The sequence below is a fragment of the Bradyrhizobium sp. WSM1743 genome (assembly GCF_000473065.1).
Lineage (GTDB): Bacteria > Pseudomonadota > Alphaproteobacteria > Rhizobiales > Xanthobacteraceae > Bradyrhizobium.
In genome coordinates this window covers 16401-34166 of sequence record NZ_AXAZ01000002.1, presented here as the reverse complement: position 1 = coordinate 34166, position 17766 = coordinate 16401, and the positions used below count along the sequence as shown (strand labels likewise).

Below are 17766 nucleotides of genomic sequence, written 5' to 3'. Positions count from 1 at the left end.
CTCGCCGGCTTGAACTGCCCTGCGACGATGCCATGTGGCCGCAGGTCAGACGAACGACTCCAAAGAAGTGGCGGCGGACGAAGTCGAAAAGCCGGTGACTTTGAGGAAAGCAGATCAGACACTTCCCCACGCTGCCGGCGCAGCGCTTATCGTACCGCCGTTCGGCCAGTCGAGAGACCAGATTCGGTGCGATGGGAGATTCCGAAAGGTCGCGACAATGTGTCGTTATTCTGCAGCGAGTTGTCGTCTGTCTTGAGGCAGCCGCTCAAGAACAAGATCGCCGCGTCTGTAATGAGCGGCGGGATCAATAGAGCATTTGAACCAGCTGCTGATGCAAAAGGGCGAGCGGCTGGCCAGGATCGCCTGTTCTTTGCGGAAGTGGCTTCGCGGGGCCTGAACATGCGCCTGCAGTGATCATCTCCCACTATGGCGCTCCTGTGATGGTGCTTTCTTGGCTTACCCAATGTTACCCAACTTCGATCTGAATGGGTGGATATGGGCAGAAAATGACGGTTAGCGTTCCCAACACTCGTGGCCCCAAATGAGGAGGGCACGTGAATTTGCAGGCCAATGAGCCCGGAGGAGGGACTAATGCCAAGGACGCCAGCCGCTTTGCGCGGCCATTCTGCTCATTTTGTCAAAACCGCTCTGATTTGCACAACGCTCTTGGCCGGTGCGGTCGCATCTTTCGGCCACGCCAAAGCGGAGGATATCAATTGGCGCCAGTTCGAGGGCGCTTCGATTGTGTGGGCATACGATATCCATCCGTATGCTGACGCAGTCGCAGCGCAGCTGCCTGAGTTCGAGAAGTTGACAGGCATCAAGGTGACGCCCGAGCTTTATCCGGACGATGCCTACTGGAACAAGCTGACCATCCAGCTGAGCACAAAGTCGCCCTCGTGGGACGTCGTCGGTACTGGGATTCAACCAGCTTGGGATCTCGCGCCCGGTCAACTGCTCGAGCCGCTCGATCGATACCTGAACGATCCCAAGCTCACCTCGGCAAGCTATGATTACAAGGACTTCTTCCCCGCACTGCGCGATGCGCTCACATGGGAGATCAAGGGCGGGCAGATCGAGGCCGGCCGGGGGCAGGTGTGGGCCATCCCGCACGGTTTCGAAAACATCCAATTGTTCTACCGCAAGGACATTCTGGACAAGCACGGCATCAAGGTCCCGACGACTCCGCCGGAAATGTCCGCCGCTTGCGAAAAGCTGAAATCTGCCGATCCCGGGATCACACCTTTGGGCGTGCGGGGAGTGCGCTTTTGGAGCAGCATCCACACGGCCGCAATCTCGATCGCCAAGTCCTATGGTGTGCACGACTTCGTCGTCAAGGACGGCAAGTTGGAAACCGGTCTCGATTCGCGCGAGTCGATCGCCTTCCACAAGGATTATGTGGAGATGATCAAGAAGTGCGCTGCTCCATCCTTTGCCAACGACAACTGGTATCAGGTGGTCGATGGCATCAATTCGGGCCGGACCGCGATGGCGATCGATTCCAACATGTTTGGGTTCTGGAACGACGTCGCGGGCAAGCCCGCGTCGGGCAAGATCGCATTCGCTCCCCCGCTGCGCGCTCCGAACGGCAAGAATTTCGAATCGAACATCTGGATCTGGTCCCTGGCCATGAATGCTGCCTCCCAGAAAAAGGGAGCGGCCTGGCTGTTCATTCAGTGGGCGACGTCAAAGCAGGTCGGGCTGAACGGAGCCGTCGCCGGGAAGCTCGTCAACTCTCCGCGCGCTTCGACCTGGAGCGACAAGGTTTGGCTCGACTACGCGGCCAAACCGGAATTCACGAACTTCGTGGATACCTTCAAAAGCGTGCAGGACAGGGCAGCGCTCGCCTTTACGCCGCGCGTAGGGTTTGCCGAGGCCATGAACGGCTGGGCTGTCGCCATGCAGAAAATGGTCAATGGCGCGGATGTGAAGGCGACGTTGACCGACCTCGCCTCCGTGATCCGCTCTTCCATGTAAGGCGATCGGGGGGGCGGCATAAGACTTTGCCGCCCCCCACCACGCCCGAGTATCTTTTGAGAAGTGAGCGATGGACCTTCGAGGCACCGAGGCAATCGTGACGTTACAATCATCGGCAGGCCAACTGGCACCATCCAAAAACGAGCAGGTGCAAAGCGCCGAGCAGCACGCGCTTGACTGGTGGAGCCTTGCTGCGATTGCGCCCGCCATCATCATCCTGCTTGGATTTCTCTTTCTGTTTTTCTATGGGGTCTTTCAATCGCTGACCGATCTCAAGTTTGGTCGTCCTCTGGTTCGCTTCATTGGATTCACCAACTATGAAGTGGCGATCAAGACCCAGGATTTCTGGAACAGCGTGCGGGCGACTATGGCGTATGCCTGCTCCGCAGTGCTCGCGGAAGCGTTTTGTGGGCTTGCGCTTGCCAAATTGTTCGCAAGTGGGGTGTTCCTTGCCCGGCTGATGCGACCCGTCATTCTCCTTCCGTTGGTTCTGCCGCCAATGAGCGTCGCCTTGATGTGGACCACAATGATGGATCCGCAGAATGGGATCCTGAACTATTTGCTCTCGCTTGTTGGGATCGGCCGGTTCGCATGGATTTCAGACGCCAGCACGGCGATGTTCTCGCTGGTTCTCATCGACATATGGACTTATACGCCATTTTTCGCGCTGATCATCTTCGCCGGCTTGCAGGGCATCAACGATGAGGTCAGAGAAGCTGCGCGGGTCAATGGGGCGAAGGGTTGGGCAACGTTCCTCCACATCGAGCTTCCGCTCATTGCGCCATACATCCTGATCGCCGCGGTATTTCGGCTGATCGAATCGCTCAATCAGTTCGATATCATCTTCGGAACGACGCAAGGAGGCCCGGGTGACAGTACCTCCGTGCTCTCGGTCCGCGCCTATATCACGGCCTTTCAAAATCTTGCCTTCGGGCGTGGTGCAGCGCTCATGGTCGTCAACTGGTTGATCGTGCTTATTGGGACTTTGGCCCTGGTGAAATTGTGGCGCTCGGTCCGGCAGCGTGTAAGCTAGAGGAGGCTGAGATGCGGCTAAATCGCTCAACGCCTGCAAGCGTGCTCCTCAATTTGCTGGTTCTCGCCTGTACGCTGATCCTGACATTTCCGCTGGTCTGGATCGTGATGATGTCGCTGAAGCAGCAGCCGGAGGTCATGACCTGGCCGCCGCGCTTCATCTTCAAGCCGACTCTCGAAAACTTCCGCGTCTTGTTCGATGCAGCCCAGGCCGGGGCAACAAGCTACGGCACCATCAAGGTTGATTTCCTGACGCCGGTCACCAATAGCCTGGTGATCTCGCTTGGTGCGGTGCTCGTATCGCTGATCGCCGGGGTGCCTGCAGGCTATGTCCTGGCGAGGCGCGATATCCCGATGAAGGAGGACATCGCATTTTTCATGCTGGGCTTTCGCTTCGCGCCGGCGCTCCTTGTCGTCATACCTCTGTTCAGTGTGTTCCAGACGGTCGGTCTTTATGACACCTATTTCGGTATGATCTGGGTCTATCAGGTCGTCACGCTGCCGATGATCATCTGGCTGAGCCGTTCATATATCGAGGACATCCCAAAGGACATTGAGGAGGCGGCGGCCATGGATGGTGCAAAACCATTCCGGGTTGTCTGGTACATCGTCCTTCCGCTTCTAAAGCCCGGCTTGATAGGCGCTTCATTACTCATTTTCCTGCTTGCGTGGCACAACTTCGCACTCGGCCTGATCCTCAGTTCGACGAAAGCACCGGTCACCGTCGCCCTCCTCAAGCTGCTCAATCCGGGCGTTCAGTTCTATCCGGTCATGGCTGCGGGTCTGGTGGTGACCATGATTGTGCCGGTCGTGCTGATCATCCTTGGCCAGCGTCATCTCGAACGTGGTCTTACCTTCGGGGCCGTGAAATGAGCCCGAGGCCATTGATGTTCTTTGGAACGACAAATCTCGACCTCTGCTTCAACGTCGAGCGGCTTCCAACGCCCGGTGAAAGCCTGATGGGAAGCTTGAAGCGGCATGCGGGAGGCAAGGGCGCCAATCAGGCGGTCGCCGCCGCTCGATTGGGCCTTCGGCCGAGCTTTTACACCCGGCTAGGCGATGACGACGACGGTCGATCATTGCTGCAAGCGCTGCGTGAGGCAGGTGTCGGTCTCGATGCAGTGGCGGTGTGCCCAGGGGAGATATCGGGTTCAGCTCTCGTCCTGGTCGGTGACGATGGCTCCAACATGATCGTCATAGACCCCGGAGCCAACGCAAATGTCACACCAAGCATGGTCGAAAAGGCCGCCGAATTCATTGAGCGGGACGCAATCGTCGTTGCCGAGATGGGCATGCCGGTCAACGCCCTCAATCACCTCTTTGCAATGAAGAGCGTCAAAGGCTTCGAGCTCATTTTCAATCCGGCCCCCGTGAGGGCCGGCCTATCGGCGGCGGCGTGGAGGAGTGTTGATTTCGTCACTCCAAACCAGACCGAGGCTTTCGAGCTCACCGGCGTCGAGGTGCACGACTTCGACAGCGCCGCTCATGCCGCCGGAAAGCTCCTTGATCTCGGCCCGAGAGCAGCCCTGATCACGCTTGGCGCGCAGGGCGCCTACTACGCCGATGCCAGCGCGTCTTTTGCGCTCCGGGCATTTCCTGTGAAGGTCGTTGATACGACCGCTGCAGGCGATGCCTTCAATGGAGCCTTCGCAGCCTCTCTTGCTCAGCGGCTACCGATACGGCAAGCGGTCAAGAAGGCCCTTGCAGTGGCAGCGCTGTGTGTAACGCGACGCGGCGCGCAAAGCGCAATGCCAAGCAGCGAAGCCGTGGACGAGTTTCTCAAGTCTCAAACTATCCTGGAGTTGGAATGACTGAACAGTTCTCAGTTGCAGACAGGACCGTGCTCGTGACCGGTGCGGGTGGAGGCATTGGCTCAGCCATTGCCAATGCTTTCCGTCAAGGCGGTGCGAACGTCCTGGCAACCGACGCAAATGTGGAAAACCTCCGGGACATTCTAACGCGCTTGCCGTACGGCAACGGTATCCTGCCGATGAGCATGGATGTGTCACGAGAAGACGATGTCGGCAGGGTGCTTGATGAGATCGCCAAGCGCTTCGGCAGGCTCGATGTCCTGATCAACAACGCCGGAATAAAATCGGCTCAGCCGCTTCTGACCGGCAATGCCGATCGAATCGAAAAAACCATCCAAATCAACTCCGTCGCAGTGCTTCGCTGCGCCAAGCTAGCTATCGAGCGCTTCATGAAGAGCAAGGGCGGCCGGATCGTCAATGTCGGATCCTCGTTGTCATCGCAAGGCGCAGTTTTCAACTACCAGGCTGGCGGCGCCGACTATTGTTTGTCAAAAGCCATTGTGCACGATGTGACAAAGCTGCTCGCTTATGAATGTGCTCCGCTCAAGATCAACGTCAATGCAATCGCACCCGGGATTATCGACACGCCCATGCACGGGCGCCCTCGCGAAGAGACTGAAGCGCGTCATAGTGGCCGGATTCCACTGGGCCGGGTCGGATTGCCGGAAGATATCGCAGGCCTCGCTGTGTTCTTGGCTAGCCCCGCAGCCTCCTACATGACCGGGCAGATTGTCCATGTGAATGGCGGGATGCTGATGAATGGTTAGCACAAGCTCCACCTTCAACTGGCCGCCAATAGATGGGATCATCTCCGATCTGGATGGTGTCGTCTATCGTGGCAGCACCGCAATCGCGGATGCCATAGAAGCGTTTGCGCGATGGCGGAAAGCCGGCGTGCCGTTCTGTTTTGTGACGAACAATTCCACGCATACCCCTGAGGACGTCGTCCGAAAGCTGACGGGATTTGGCCTCGCGATCGCACCGTCACAGGTCGTGACAAGCGCCATCACGGCTGCAGAACTTATTCGAACGAATTATCCGGAATTGACGAAAGTCTATGTCATCGGCGCTCCGTCGCTTGTCACGGCCATGCGCGAAGTCGGGCTGGAGATCACTGACCGGAGCCCCGAAGTTGTTGTGATGGGGCTTGACCGGGATATCACGCACGAGAAGATGCGAATTGCCGTTGAGGCGATCCTCAATGGCGCTGTCTTCATCGGAACCAATCCCGATCTTCTGTTGCCGACGGCCAACGGGTTCGAACCTGGGGCTGGTGCGACGATTGCAGCTGTAGCTGCCGCGACGCAAGTGCAGCCTTCGATCGTCGGAAAGCCGCAAGTGCCGATGATCGAGACAGCGCTCTCACGCCTCGGTACGAACCGAGCTTCGACGATTATGATTGGAGACCAGGTTCTTACGGATATTCAGGCCGGAAAGAAAGCGGGGCTTGCCACGGTGCTTGTTACAACCGGCGTGCCGATGCGTCAGGATCCGTCCCTGATGGCCCCCGACTTCATCGTATCGAGCTTGCGCGAGGTTGAGGTAAGTGCCGCTCGCGCGGCTCGCCCACAACAGAGGAGGGCATAATGGCCGATGTTCGCCTGGAAGGTTTGAAGAAGGCCTATGGGACGATCGAGATCCTGCGCAATATCGACCTTGCGATTGATCACGGCGAATTTGTCGTCTTCGTCGGTCCATCCGGATCAGGCAAATCCACGCTTTTGCGCATGATTGGCGGGCTCGAGCCCATCAGCGGTGGGCGGCTCCTCATCGACAATGAGCTCGTCAACGACATCGACGCGGCCGATCGTAACCTCGGCATGGTCTTTCAAAGCTACGCTCTCTATCCGCATATGACGGTCAGGGAGAATCTGGCCTTTCCCCTGCGCATGGCGAAAGCCTCGAAAGCCGAGATCGCCGCCAAGATAGCCAAAACAGCGTCGCTCTTGCAGATCGACCATCTATTGGATCGCAAGCCTCGACAGCTTTCAGGCGGGCAACGCCAGCGCGTCGCAATCGGGCGCGCCATTATGCGAGAACCAAAAGTGTTCCTGTTCGATGAGCCCCTGTCCAACCTGGACACCGAGTTGCGCGTGCAAATGCGGGTTCAGATCGCCAAGCTCCACAAGCAGCTCGGAAATACCATGATCTATGTGACGCATGACCAGGTCGAGGCGATGACCATGGCTGACAAGATCGTCGTGCTCAAGGACGGCAACATCGAACAGGTCGGCAGCCCGCACGATCTGTATCACAGTCCCGCTTCGCGCTTTGTGGCAGGATTCATCGGCTCGCCCAAGATGAACTTCCTGGGCGGCAAGGTCGAGGCAGCTCATGAACATGGCATGGACGTCCGGTTGAACGCCGGGCCCACGATCTCCGTTCCGGTTCAGCCGGACCAGATGCTGGTTGGCAAGCCGGTCACTGTTGGAATTCGCCCGGACGACTTCTCCTCGTCAATGTGCGGGCAGCAGGAGATCTCGATTGAACTTGGGGTCGATTTCGTCGAGCATCTCGGCAGCGTCACGTACATCTACGGTAATGCCGGAAACGAAGCTCTCGTCGCCAGGGCGCCACAATCCGGTTGGCCCAAAGGCGCCTCCAAGCTCACCCTCACCGCCGCTCCAGCCGATTGCCACTTGTTCATGAGCAATGGAAAGGCGGTACGGCGGTTGCACGCACCGGCGAGTTGGAGCTAGTCTTCACGTAGAGCCGTGCGATGATGCGCGGCTCAGAATCGACAGGCGGACGGCTGAGGTGAAGGGAGCCGGTATCAGGCAGTTCTTCCGCAATTCCCGTTCGTTTGTCCTTGGTGCGGGGATCGGGTCGGGCATGACCGCCAGGGCCGCCGAGCGGGCGGGGGCCGATTTCGTGCTCGCCCTCAATGCGGGCCGTTTTCGAGCCATGGGTGGGGCCTCACCTGCCTCGATCCTCCCAATCCGCAATAGTAACGAATTCGTGGCAAGCTTCGGACGGACCGAAATCCTGCCCAGCACGAAATTGCCGGTCTTCTTCGGCGCCTGTACCTTCGACCCCGAGCTCGATCTTGATCGTTGGCTCGATCGAATCATCAAATGGGGATTTGCCGGTGTGACCAACTTCCCATCGGTCATACACATCGACGATGAGCGCAGATCATTGCTCGAGAAGTGTGGTCTTGGTTACTCCCGGGAAATCGAGCTCCTCGTGAAAGCTGCAAAACGCGGCCTGATGACGATTGCCTATACGCGCAGTCAATCCGAGGCGCGTCGAATGGTCGAAGCGGGCGCCGAGGCCATTTGCATCAACTTCAATCTAAACCGCGGGGTTGAAAGCGAGTCCGATCCATCGATCAGCCTGTCTGAACTTGCAGCCCGTACGAATGCCGTTGCGCGCGTTGCTCAATCCGTCAACAAGAGCACAATCTGCCTGCTTGGTGGGGGCCCGATCACAAAGCCGGACGAGCTCCTGGACATCTGTCGCGAGACCGGAATCCAGGGATTGATCGGAGGCTCTTCGCTGGACCGCGTGCCTCTGGAGATGTCGGTCCTCGAGGTGACGTCGGGCTTCAAGACCATCCACCTGTTGCGCGAGAAGGTGGATCTACTCGAACGGCAGCTGCAGTTGAGTGGTTTCAGGCATGGCGTGATCGCGCAGTCCTCGGCAATGAAGCGCATCCTCGAGATCACCAAACGCGTTGCGGCCACCCCCCGCCCGGTCCTCATCTGGGGGGAGGCTGGCTCCGGCAAGCGTAGAATAGCATCCCTGGTTCACGCGTTTAGCGACCGCAGGCACGCCAAGGCGACGCTGTTTCATTGCCGTCCCGGTCCGGCAATGGATATACTTGGCCCGTTGTTCGGCGCCGAGCGTCTTGAGAGCGGCAAACGTCAATTGTCACTCCTGCAGGCGTCGAGTGACGGTGCCGTCGTGCTATTGCATGTCGACCAACTTTCGCGCGATGGACAGGAGCGCCTTGCCGATTACCTCGAGACAGGCGGATTTACCCCTCTGAACGGGGTAACTGTCATGCGTTCCAATGCCCGGATCATTGCGACCGCGACCGTGGCCCGAGGCGCTGGCCTTGAAACGGTTCTGTGCGCGCGGCTTCTCGACCTTTTTACCGGGCTGGATGTCCAATTACCTTCGCTACCCGACAGGCTTGAAGATCTGCCGCAACTCGTTCAACACTTCACCGTCGAAGCCAAAGGAGATTCTAGCGCCCAGACGCTCACGATAGAAAACTCTGCATTCCTTGCGCTCGCCGGCCACGATTGGCCAGGCAATTTGCGCGAGTTGCGGCAGGTCGTGAACCAGCTCGTGACCCTGCCATCAAGTCACATCACCGGTGAGGTGCTAAAGCCGTTGTTGGAGCCACCTTCAGGCGCACGGCCCGCGGCCTCGCTGTCCGAGCGAGACTGGATTATCGAGGGTCTGAAGAGAAACCGGCTTCACCGCGGCAAGACTGCTCGCTCTCTCGGGCTTTCGCGCAAAACCCTCTACAACAAAATCAAGAAACTGCGGATCCTCGAATAAGGCCTCATGCCCGTCGGAGCGGCTGCTTGGCCGTGGCGGCCTGCTCCAGGGAGAACTTCGGTACCGACGACGATCCAAGAGAGCCAAGGCTTACGAGCCTGATGTCCGATCCAATCGGCAGCTCAAGCGCCTCGGGTCGCAGATGGACGGACCCATCCAGCTGTGAACCTAGCCGTTGCTCGGCTGCTGTCATCCTTGCCTCGTCCGCCGCGACAAACAGGACTTTGAACCCTCGCCTTGCAAACCACTCCATACGGCGAAGCTCGAGCTCCTGACCGCGATCGAGCGGCACTCCTGCCGGTGTCCGTTCGATCATGGAGGCAGGCGGAAAGTTCGTCACTCCGGTCATCCTTGCAGCTTCCAACAAATCCCCAAGATCTTCCCAGCATGCAAACGGGTCGATCATGACGATCGCCGCATAGCAGGAAGGGGGCACTTTGGGCCCCGCTTGCAAGTCCCGCAGGAGACAGTCGTTCCAGTCGATGACGGGAAGCGTGGCCATGACTAGCATGGCGTTCGGTGGAAGGGTCCGCAGTGACGGCGCATAGATCGTCATCTGATCACCGCGAGACGCGGAGAGACTTGCGGCAAGGCGACCTAAGACATTGGCTCTCACGGTTTCTACCCAACCCTACCCAATTGATGCTTCAGCCGATCTTACACGCCGCTTCATGCAGGTCTAGACCACGACCTCCGTCCTGCTTTCTTTGGCGCAGGAGCGAGGTTCGGCTGGGAAGGGATGGTCGTCGGCGCCGTCTCCTGCTGGCTGCTTAATTGGGCTCTCCGCGCCTGTCCTGCGTGCCGGATGCGATTTGCTGCAGCCTACTGAGCGAGCTCCGCTCGCGGTGAAAGAGGGTCCGTGAAGCGTCTCGGGTATGAAAATTTCGGGCGAGCTATCCACGCCCTAGGGATCCGCTAGCAGACCGGCTCGTCTGCTTCCTCCCTGACTGGCGCCGCTGCTGGAAAACTCCGGCAGCGGCATCTTTTTGAAGCGGAGCGCGCTTCGCCGCGCTGTCGGGAACTGGTGTCGCGGAATTGGACGGCTCGCGACCGTGCGGGAGCCCAATCCATCAAAGATCCGCCGGCTACGCTTGCCCCAGTCAGTTCAGAGAATTGCTTCGAAGGCCTCCCGTGACGGTGGCCGCCGTTATGCGGGGCTTCCAAAGAATGGGCAAAGACTGACTAGTTCATGCGTGGATCCGGCTGAGGCTAGGGCGGCGTTGGTTCAGAGCTGAGCCAGGTAATCGCTGACCTTGACTGGCTCCGGCAGCACCTTGCGCGCGACCAGCCAATCGGTGGCCTTTTGCAATTCGGACAGGAATTTCTCGTCGTTGACCGGGAAGTAGCGATATGTCCGGTTCAGTGCGATGAACTGATCGCGCACCTGGTCGCTGTATTTGCCGGCCTTCTGCGCGATGTACTCCGCGTCCTTGCCGTTCTCCGAGATCCATTTCCCCTCGGCGCGAAATGCTTCGTTGACCGCGCGGACCAGCGCCGGGTTTTCCGTCGCGAATTTGCGCGTGGTGAGATAGGAGGTGTAGTCGATTTGGAAATCCAGGTCGCGGCCCTCGAGGAAGATATCGTGCGCCTTGTATTCGAGCCGGGCGATGTCAACGCCGGGGCTCCACATCGACCACGCGTCGACCTTTCCGGAGGCGAGGGCCGGTGCCGCATCCGGCGGATTGAGGTAGACGAATTTCACCGCGGAGCGATCGACCTTGTGCTTCTCGAGCGCCGCGACCAGCAGGAATTCGCCGAGACCGGAACGGTTCACCGCCACCGACTTGCCGACCAGATCCTCAATCCTGTTGATGCCGGAATCGTCCTTCGCGATGATCGCGGTGGTGCGCGGCTCGTAGACCACGAACTGGGTGAACACGAGCGGGGAGCCCGCGATGATCGCGGCCAGCGCCGGGGTCGTGCTGCCGCCGAAGCTGAAATCGGCGCTACCGCCGGTCACCGCCTGCAGCGTCGGGGCGTGGTTCGGGAACGGCCCCAGCCATTCGACCTTGATGCCGTCCTTGGCGAGCAGCTTCTCGAATTGGCCGCGCTCCTTGGCGATCAGGTTCAGGCCGCTCAAGCCCCAGGTCAGGCGAACGGCGTCAGTGACACGGCCGGTCGCCGCCTCCGCCGTCTGGGACAGGTCAAAGCCCGCCAGCGCGCCGATGCCGAAGGCGGCTCCGCCGAGGAAACCGCGGCGGGAAGGGTTTGCGAATTTAGACATGACAGGGTCCTTAGAACTCAGGCAGGGATGGGGTGGGAGGCGACGACGCCGAGCTCGGCCAGCAGCTCGGCGCGCGCAATCGACCGCGCACCGCTGGTGCGATGCTCGAAGGCGATCCGACCATCGCGCATCACCAGGATGCGGTCCGCAAGCGCAATCGCTTCATCCACGTCATGGGTGACGAGGAGCACGCCGGGCCTGTGCGTGGCCACCAATTCGCGCACCAGATGGTGCATGCGGATGCGGGTCAGCGCGTCGAGCGCGGCAAAGGGTTCATCAAGCAGGAGCAACTCGGGCTCCTGCACCAGGGCGCGGGCCAGCGCAACGCGCTGCGCCTGTCCGCCGGAGAGGTTGCGCGGCCAGTCGTCGAGCCGGTCACCGAGCCCGACCTCGGCCAGCGCCGCGGCCGCACGCTCGCGGACATCGGCTACCTGCAGGCCGAGTGCCACGTTGCGCCACAGGGTGTCCCAGGGCAGCAGCCGGTGCTCCTGGAAGACGACCGCTGGGCGACGTGGTGCGGCGATGCGCCCGCCGTCGACCGGGTCGAGCCCGGCCAGCGCACGAAGCAGCGTGGTCTTGCCGCAGCCGCTTTCACCGAGCAGGGCAACGAACTCGCCGCGTTCGATGCGCAGGTTGAGGTTCTCGATCACGACGCGGCTGCCGTAGGCGCGACAGAGATGTGTCACGACGACGGCCGGCGAAGCCGCGGTCGAAGAGGGGGCAACGTGCAAGGTCATCGTGCGCCCCCGTAGTTCGGATGCCAAGCCAGCAGGCGACGCTCGAGAGTGCGGGCGATCGCGTCGGCTGCGACGCCGATCAGCGCGTAGATCACAATCGTCAGCACGATCACGTCAGTGCGCAGGAATTCGCGCGCATCCATGGCGAGGAAGCCGATGCCGGATTGCGCGCCGATGGTCTCGGCCACCACCAGCGCCAGCCACGCGGTGGCCAGTGCATAGCGAACCCCAGTCAGGATCGAGGGCAGGGCGCCCGGCAGGACAATGCGCCGGATCAGGTCCAGCGTGCCGAGCCCTTGCACGCGGCCAAGCTCGATCAGCTTCGGGTCGATCTGCCGGATCCCGAGCGTGGTGTTGATATAGATCGGGAAGGTCACGCCAAGCGCGACCAAAAAGATCTTCTCGGCTTCGCCGACGCCGAGCCAGACGATCACCAGCGGTAGCAGGGCGAGGAACGGTATCGCACGGATCATCTGGACGCTGCGATCGATGGCGGCCTCCGCGATCCGCGAAAAGCCGACCAGGATGCCTAGTGCGAAGCCGATGCTGGCGCCGATGGTAAAGCCCCCAATCGCGCGCAGCAGGCTGATGCCGAGGTCGTTCAGCAAACTTTCCGAGGCCGCCAGCTTGAATGCGGTCCTGAGCACCTTGCTCGGCGCGGGCAGTACCTGCGGCGACAACCAGCCGGCCTGCGCCAGCAGCTCCCAGACGATGAGAAGCACGACCGGAGCAAGCCACGACAACAGTAGCAAACCGCGCCGGCCGATCTCGAACTGAACCGTCCGAGCGCGTGAGACGGCATTGTCGCTGGGCTGCGCGGCATCGAATGCGACCGATGAGGCGGTCTGTTCGAGGTTGCTCAAGATGAATTCGTCCTTGTTAATAGCTGCGCACGATAGTCGTTGATGGCGTGCGGCGCATGTCATCGTTCACCCGGTCGGCAATGTGTCGCCATTCGAATGAAAACGTCGTTCACGCGCCGCAAACTGTCCCACGATTTTCGGCGGACAGAAATAGAGTGGTTTTCCAATTGTCGTTTGTTCCGGAGTTTTCTGATTTATCCGTGTGCGCAACACGACAAGGAAAATCTTTTGATGCGGCGTCGCTTGATCTCTCGCCGCGCTTTGCGGAAAACGGGTCAATGCGAAGGAGAATTCGGGAGAGACAGCCGATGACGATACGACCGCTCCGTTTTGGCATCTGGGCGCTGGTGCACGGTTCGCGCGCTGCCTATCAGGATCCCGAAGAGCCATACGATGCATCATGGGAGCGCAATCGCGATCTCGTGCTCGCGGCGGAGGCGCTGGGTTACGATTCCACGCTGATCGCGCAGCATACGATCAATCCGCACCAGGAGGATCTCGATCAGCTCGACGCCTGGAGCGCGGCGGCCGCACTGGCGGCGCTGACCAGCCGGATCGAGATCATCGCGGCCATCAAGCCCTATCTCTACCATCCGGTCGTGCTGGCCAAGCTTGCGCTCGGGATCGAGAACATCAGCCAAGGCCGGTTCGCCATTAATCTGGTCAATGCCTGGAATCGGCCCGAGCTCGACAGGGCGGGCATCGGTTTCGCCGAGCACGACGCCCGCTATGCCTACGGCCGCGAATGGATCACGGTGGTCTCGCGCCTGATGCAAGGCGAGCGGCTGACCTATAAGGGCGAGCATTTCGACGTCCGCGACTATGTGTTGCGGCCGGCGAGCCTCTACCGGCCTCGGCCGTTGATCTATGTCGGCGGTGAATCCGAACCGGCGCGCGCATTGGTTGCCGATCACGGCGATGTCTGGTTTATCAACGGACAGCCGCTCGAGGATGTCGCCGGCTTGATTGCCGACGTGGCGGCCCGGCCGCGTGCCGGGGCGCCGCTCCGTTTCGGCCTGTCCGCCTTTGTCATCACGCGCGAAACGCACGCCGAGGCGCAAGCCGCCTATGAGCGGCTGCTCGATCTGTCGAAGAAGGATGCGCAGATCAAGGCGATCCAGAAGCAGAACACCGACCCGAAGGTCGTCATGATGCAGACCATGCAGAAATCGGCGAGGGTCGGCAGCAATGGCGGGACCGCCGCGGGGTTGGTCGGCAGCTATGACGAGGTGGCGGCCCGCATTCGGGCGTTCCATGCCGCTGGAATCGAATTGTTCATGCTGCAATTCCAGCCGTTCGAGGCGGAGATGGAGCGTTTTGCCAAGGAGATCATCCCGCGGGTGCACGCGGCGCCGCCGACCAAAGCCAACGACAGGCCGACGCTCGTGACCGGCGCCCGCTAAATGGCGCCAGTGATGCCGATGGGACACGCGTGAGAGACTGAAACGCGGGCGGCCACCAGCAAGACAAAAATATCGGTCTCCGCTGGCCGTCCTTGCGCGGAATCTCGTGTCGCGCCTCATCGCAACGGCGAAACATCCGGTATCCGGCGACACGGATCTTCTTCCGCCGGTAAGGGCTGAGAAAGCTTCGTCCACCGATTGGGGCTATCCCTATCCGATGGACGAGCGCGGCCGGTCGCAACGCAACTCGCTGCAGGGGCCTGAATGTATGCGCCTGATGCTCAAGCGCACCAAGCAGGCCGGCGTCACCATCCTCGATCACAGTCCTGCGCTCGAACTGCTCGTGGACGACAGCGGCGCCGTTGCCGGCGCCAACGGCCTGCGCAGGCAGAAGCATGACCGCTGGACGGTCTCGCTGCACCCGAGCGGCCGAGGCCACCTGCAACTGGATGACTGAATGGACGCACATCAATCCCTGACTGCGGTGCGGCCTATCGAATTTCTGCCGCCCGTCGCACCTGCACCGGCCGCAAACGACGCCATGGTGCGGTACGAGGCGGCCTCGAAGGTCTATCGCGCCTACCGCGACAATCCCAGCGTGCAGGCGCTGCAGGACATCGATTTTGCAATCCCGCGCGGCTCGATCAACGGTGTGATTGGGCGCTCCGGCGCCGGCAAATCGAGGCTGGTGCGGCTCATGAACGGGCTGGAAAAGCCATCGACTCCAGCCGGCTTCGGCAGCTAGACGCTGGTGAGCTGACGACGGGTTCCGGCGATTGCTCGCTGTCGGTTTTGGCCAGCCGCGCGGCATTGGTTGCGGATATCGGGGATCGCAATGATCTCCAAGGCGGCGCGGGTCACCTTCGCCGCCAACGGGGTGAGCTGCCACTTATAGATGGCTTGGGTGATCCGCCCCTCCAGTTCGGGCGCCATACGATGGCGATGCACGTCCCACCAGGCGCGCGCGTGCTCCAGGAAGCGACGCTTGGAGATCGGTGAAAGCTCGCGCCATAGCCGCTGGGTATACGGACGGAGACCGTCGATGACACCGCGCCAGTCTCCTCCCTCAGCGATGTGGCGGTCAATGCGGTCCCGCAGCCAGCGCAGCAACCTGTTGATTCCGGCGCCGAGCGGAACCTCGGTCTCCGCGCACAGCATCGACCCGGCGATGGGGTTTTGCGAGCAGGCCTCGCCGCGACATCGCGATGATCGGCGCTCGGTGCCCATCGCGGAGCAGCGACAGGACGTAGTCGACCATCATCAGTCCGGTGCCGAGGATCAGAACCGTTGCATCGGGGGAGATGGGAGCGGCTGAAGGCGGCGCCCAGGGATCTGCATGCCCCGGACTGCTAGCTCTTGTGTCATGTCCGGTCGCGAGGACGACGGTGTCTCCGAGAAGCGCGCGGCCATCCTCCAGAGTGACCAGGACGTCGGCGTCGCTTTCGCTGATGCCGACGCAAGTGCCATGCACGATCGAGAGAGATGGCGCGTCCGCCGGATCCGATGCCTGCTGTTCGAGCAGGCTCGCGATGTAGTCGCCATAGATGCGCCGAGGCACAAAGCAATAGGGATCTGGACATGCGGGCACAACCACCTCGCGTGAGAGCAACCAGCGCCAGAAGTGATCCGGCTGGTCTGGCAGCGCGCTCATATTGGTGACGCGCACATTGAGCAGGTGGTCGGGGTTGTCGGTATGGTAGGCGATGCCACGGCCGATCTCGGGGCGCTGTTCGATCAAGGTGACGCGAAGTTCACGCACTGGCTGGTGCAGTAGCTGATAAGCCAGCAGGACGCCGCTTGCGCCGCCGCCGATGATGATCACGTGACGCTCGCCGGAACCCGTCATGCTGTGGCTCTACCGATCAGCCGGCCGCACACGATTGTGCGGTGCTAGGGATAATTTTCAAAGTGCCGTTACGTGACCTAATTTCGGTGCTGGATGCGGTGGCGCCAGCGTGGAGTTGGGCCACTATTTCGACCCAAGCGTGGTCGATGCGTGAGGCGCGGTTAGCCGTGCGGCCCGAATAGAAAGAGCTCGTGGAGATTATCTCGTCCGTCGGCCGCCGCCGAGCGCGCAAGTCTTCGGCGCCGTCTCTGTACTCGCCGAGTCATACGACGAAGAACCTGAAGCCAAGACGCTGTCGGCTGCATAGACTGTCCTCCGCATTGCAGATATTGTGGAACATAGCATGTCTTGGTGCGGGCCGGACCCGAATGTCGGCGGTTTATGCAACGTTGAAACCGAAAACGCGCGGCAGTTTCCTTGCAGGAAGATAATTCCGCCGGCAGGGGCGCCAAAGAGAAATCCATTCTTGCAGACTGACGTAACGACGATGAGCCACGCGCGATGCTGTCGTGTTCCACGTTGCGCGTGTGACATCGGTGATCGGTTTTGACCTGAAAATTCACGTTGGGCGGGAAGCCGGCGCGTTTCGAACAGCAAGCGGCGGCCAACCGACATCGCCATAACTTTGCTCCTTTTCGATCTGCCGCAAAACACGGTGTCGCGCCGAGGCGCCAACTTTTGGATATCCATTTCATTGACGGTAGTGCTGTTCTGCCGGATATTGAACCGACCAGATTGTGCTGCTCAGGGTCACCGCAATGCGAACGAAAGACGGACAGTTGATGAGTGACATGCGACGCCGCATGCCCCATCGCTGCGTCTCGGCGGCGACCGGCGTCTGTTGTTGATCGTATCGACAAATCCAAATCCATCGACAGTCAGACAGGAGCGCCGAAACCCGGCGATCGACCACTCATGTCCCGAGCCTATGTTATCGAAATATCAGATCGAACCGCCGGTATCGTTGTCGCCGACGAGCGCGGCTTTTGCTTCTTCTCGTCGGAACGTGCCTTTGACAGCCTTGATGGCGGTCATTTCGGCTCCGCTCGGGCTGCCGAGCGCGCGGTGAGGGCGCTTCTTGATCGACGACGGCAGGCCGACGGCACGGTCGCAATCACTCTTTGATCAAACCTGAAAGGACAAACATGATTACGAGACGAGTCATTGTCACCGCAGCGCTCGCGCTCACCGCGTTGGCGGTCGTCCCGGCGCGAGTGGAAGACAAGCCTGCCGAGATCCGCATCGGGACGCAGAAGGGCGGCCTGTTTCCCCGCGGCGCCAGGCCAGCCGCCGAAGTGGGGCAGCTCTTGTTTCGCTTTGGCGCGGGGGCGTCCAGGGCGGCATGATCACCGTGCCGCAGG

The 17766-nt window shown here is 60.6% G+C and carries 17 protein-coding genes and 1 pseudogene; 12 read left to right on the top strand and 6 right to left on the bottom strand.

Translation table 11 applies throughout. The features are described from left to right. Positions 1-591 precede the first annotated feature (591 nt). The 8 genes from YU9_RS0102355 to YU9_RS0102320 all read left to right on the top strand — a co-directional run bounded on the left by YU9_RS0102355 (position 592) and on the right by YU9_RS0102320 (position 9332). Positions 592-1977, top strand: coding sequence for an ABC transporter substrate-binding protein (locus YU9_RS0102355; RefSeq protein ID WP_156951634.1), 1386 nt, complete (start codon positions 592-594; stop codon positions 1975-1977). Between the two features lie 70 nt (positions 1978-2047). Further along, positions 2048-3010: a carbohydrate ABC transporter permease gene (locus YU9_RS0102350; protein ID WP_027571331.1), complete on the top strand. Its 963-nt coding sequence runs from the start codon at positions 2048-2050 to the stop codon at positions 3008-3010. 11 nt (positions 3011-3021) lie between these two features. Then, positions 3022-3882 carry a carbohydrate ABC transporter permease gene (locus YU9_RS0102345; RefSeq protein WP_027571330.1) on the top strand — a complete coding sequence of 287 codons (861 nt, stop codon included), beginning with the start codon at positions 3022-3024 and terminating at the stop codon, positions 3880-3882. Between the two features lie 14 nt (positions 3883-3896). Further along, the gene (locus tag YU9_RS0102340; RefSeq protein WP_245266279.1) at positions 3897-4820 is read left to right on the top strand and encodes a ribokinase; all 924 of its coding nucleotides are present in this window, start codon (positions 3897-3899) and stop codon (positions 4818-4820) included. Beyond that, positions 4817-5587: an SDR family NAD(P)-dependent oxidoreductase gene (locus YU9_RS0102335; protein WP_027571328.1), complete on the top strand. Its 771-nt coding sequence runs from the start codon at positions 4817-4819 to the stop codon at positions 5585-5587. The genes YU9_RS0102340 and YU9_RS0102335 overlap by 4 nt, the downstream gene beginning before the upstream one ends. Continuing rightward, the gene (locus YU9_RS0102330; protein WP_027571327.1) at positions 5580-6407 is read left to right on the top strand and encodes an HAD-IIA family hydrolase; all 828 of its coding nucleotides are present in this window, start codon (positions 5580-5582) and stop codon (positions 6405-6407) included. Before YU9_RS0102335 ends, YU9_RS0102330 begins: the two co-directional genes overlap by 8 nt. Then, on the top strand, positions 6407-7519 hold the full coding sequence (locus YU9_RS0102325; RefSeq protein ID WP_027571326.1) for an ABC transporter ATP-binding protein: 1113 nt from the start codon (positions 6407-6409) through the stop codon (positions 7517-7519). Before YU9_RS0102330 ends, YU9_RS0102325 begins: the two co-directional genes overlap by 1 nt. Positions 7520-7577: 58 nt before the next feature. Next, complete coding sequence (locus YU9_RS0102320) at positions 7578-9332, top strand: phosphoenolpyruvate hydrolase family protein (RefSeq protein WP_245266278.1); 1755 nt, start codon at positions 7578-7580, stop codon at positions 9330-9332. 4 nt (positions 9333-9336) lie between these two features. Here the strand turns inward: YU9_RS0102320 and YU9_RS0102315 are convergent, their stop codons facing one another. The 4 genes from YU9_RS0102315 to YU9_RS0102300 all read right to left on the bottom strand — a co-directional run bounded on the left by YU9_RS0102315 (position 9337) and on the right by YU9_RS0102300 (position 13060). Then, positions 9337-9888, bottom strand: coding sequence for a hypothetical protein (locus YU9_RS0102315; RefSeq protein WP_051380314.1), 552 nt, complete (start codon positions 9886-9888; stop codon positions 9337-9339). A 669-nt stretch (positions 9889-10557) separates the two neighbouring features. Further along, complete coding sequence (locus YU9_RS0102310; protein WP_027571323.1) at positions 10558-11556, bottom strand: NrtA/SsuA/CpmA family ABC transporter substrate-binding protein; 999 nt, start codon at positions 11554-11556, stop codon at positions 10558-10560. Between the two features lie 17 nt (positions 11557-11573). Beyond that, positions 11574-12293, bottom strand: a complete 720-nt coding sequence (locus YU9_RS0102305; protein ID WP_027571322.1) for an ABC transporter ATP-binding protein — start codon at positions 12291-12293, stop codon at positions 11574-11576. Further along, positions 12290-13060, bottom strand: coding sequence for an ABC transporter permease subunit (locus YU9_RS0102300; protein ID WP_156951659.1), 771 nt, complete (start codon positions 13058-13060; stop codon positions 12290-12292). Before YU9_RS0102300 ends, YU9_RS0102305 begins: the two co-directional genes overlap by 4 nt. A 404-nt stretch (positions 13061-13464) precedes the next feature. On the opposite strand from YU9_RS0102300, the gene YU9_RS0102295 reads away from it, so the two are divergent. From YU9_RS0102295 to YU9_RS0102285, 3 genes and pseudogenes are all read left to right on the top strand, one after another. Continuing rightward, entirely contained in the window at positions 13465-14559 is a 1095-nt protein-coding gene (locus YU9_RS0102295; protein ID WP_027571320.1) for an LLM class flavin-dependent oxidoreductase, read from the top strand. A 106-nt stretch (positions 14560-14665) separates the two neighbouring features. Then, entirely contained in the window at positions 14666-15016 is a 351-nt protein-coding gene (locus YU9_RS49685) for a hypothetical protein (RefSeq protein WP_027571319.1), read from the top strand. Positions 15017-15100: 84 nt separating this feature from the next. Then, a pseudogene (locus YU9_RS0102285) lies at positions 15101-15283 on the top strand (ATP-binding cassette domain-containing protein); the annotation flags it as partial. 17 nt (positions 15284-15300) lie between these two features. On the opposite strand, the gene YU9_RS50965 reads toward YU9_RS0102285, so the two are convergent. Then, the gene (locus YU9_RS50965; RefSeq protein WP_051380313.1) at positions 15301-15669 is read right to left on the bottom strand and encodes a hypothetical protein; all 369 of its coding nucleotides are present in this window, start codon (positions 15667-15669) and stop codon (positions 15301-15303) included. Next, on the bottom strand, positions 15641-16405 hold the full coding sequence (locus YU9_RS40650; RefSeq protein WP_051380312.1) for an FAD/NAD(P)-binding protein: 765 nt from the start codon (positions 16403-16405) through the stop codon (positions 15641-15643). The genes YU9_RS50965 and YU9_RS40650 overlap by 29 nt, the downstream gene beginning before the upstream one ends. A gap of 1145 nt (positions 16406-17550) precedes the next feature. Between YU9_RS40650 and YU9_RS48825 the strand changes: the two genes are divergently transcribed. Then, positions 17551-17751 (top strand): hypothetical protein, encoded by a 201-nt coding sequence (locus YU9_RS48825; protein WP_027571317.1) that lies wholly within the window; start codon positions 17551-17553, stop codon positions 17749-17751. Positions 17752-17766: the final 15 nt, after the last annotated feature.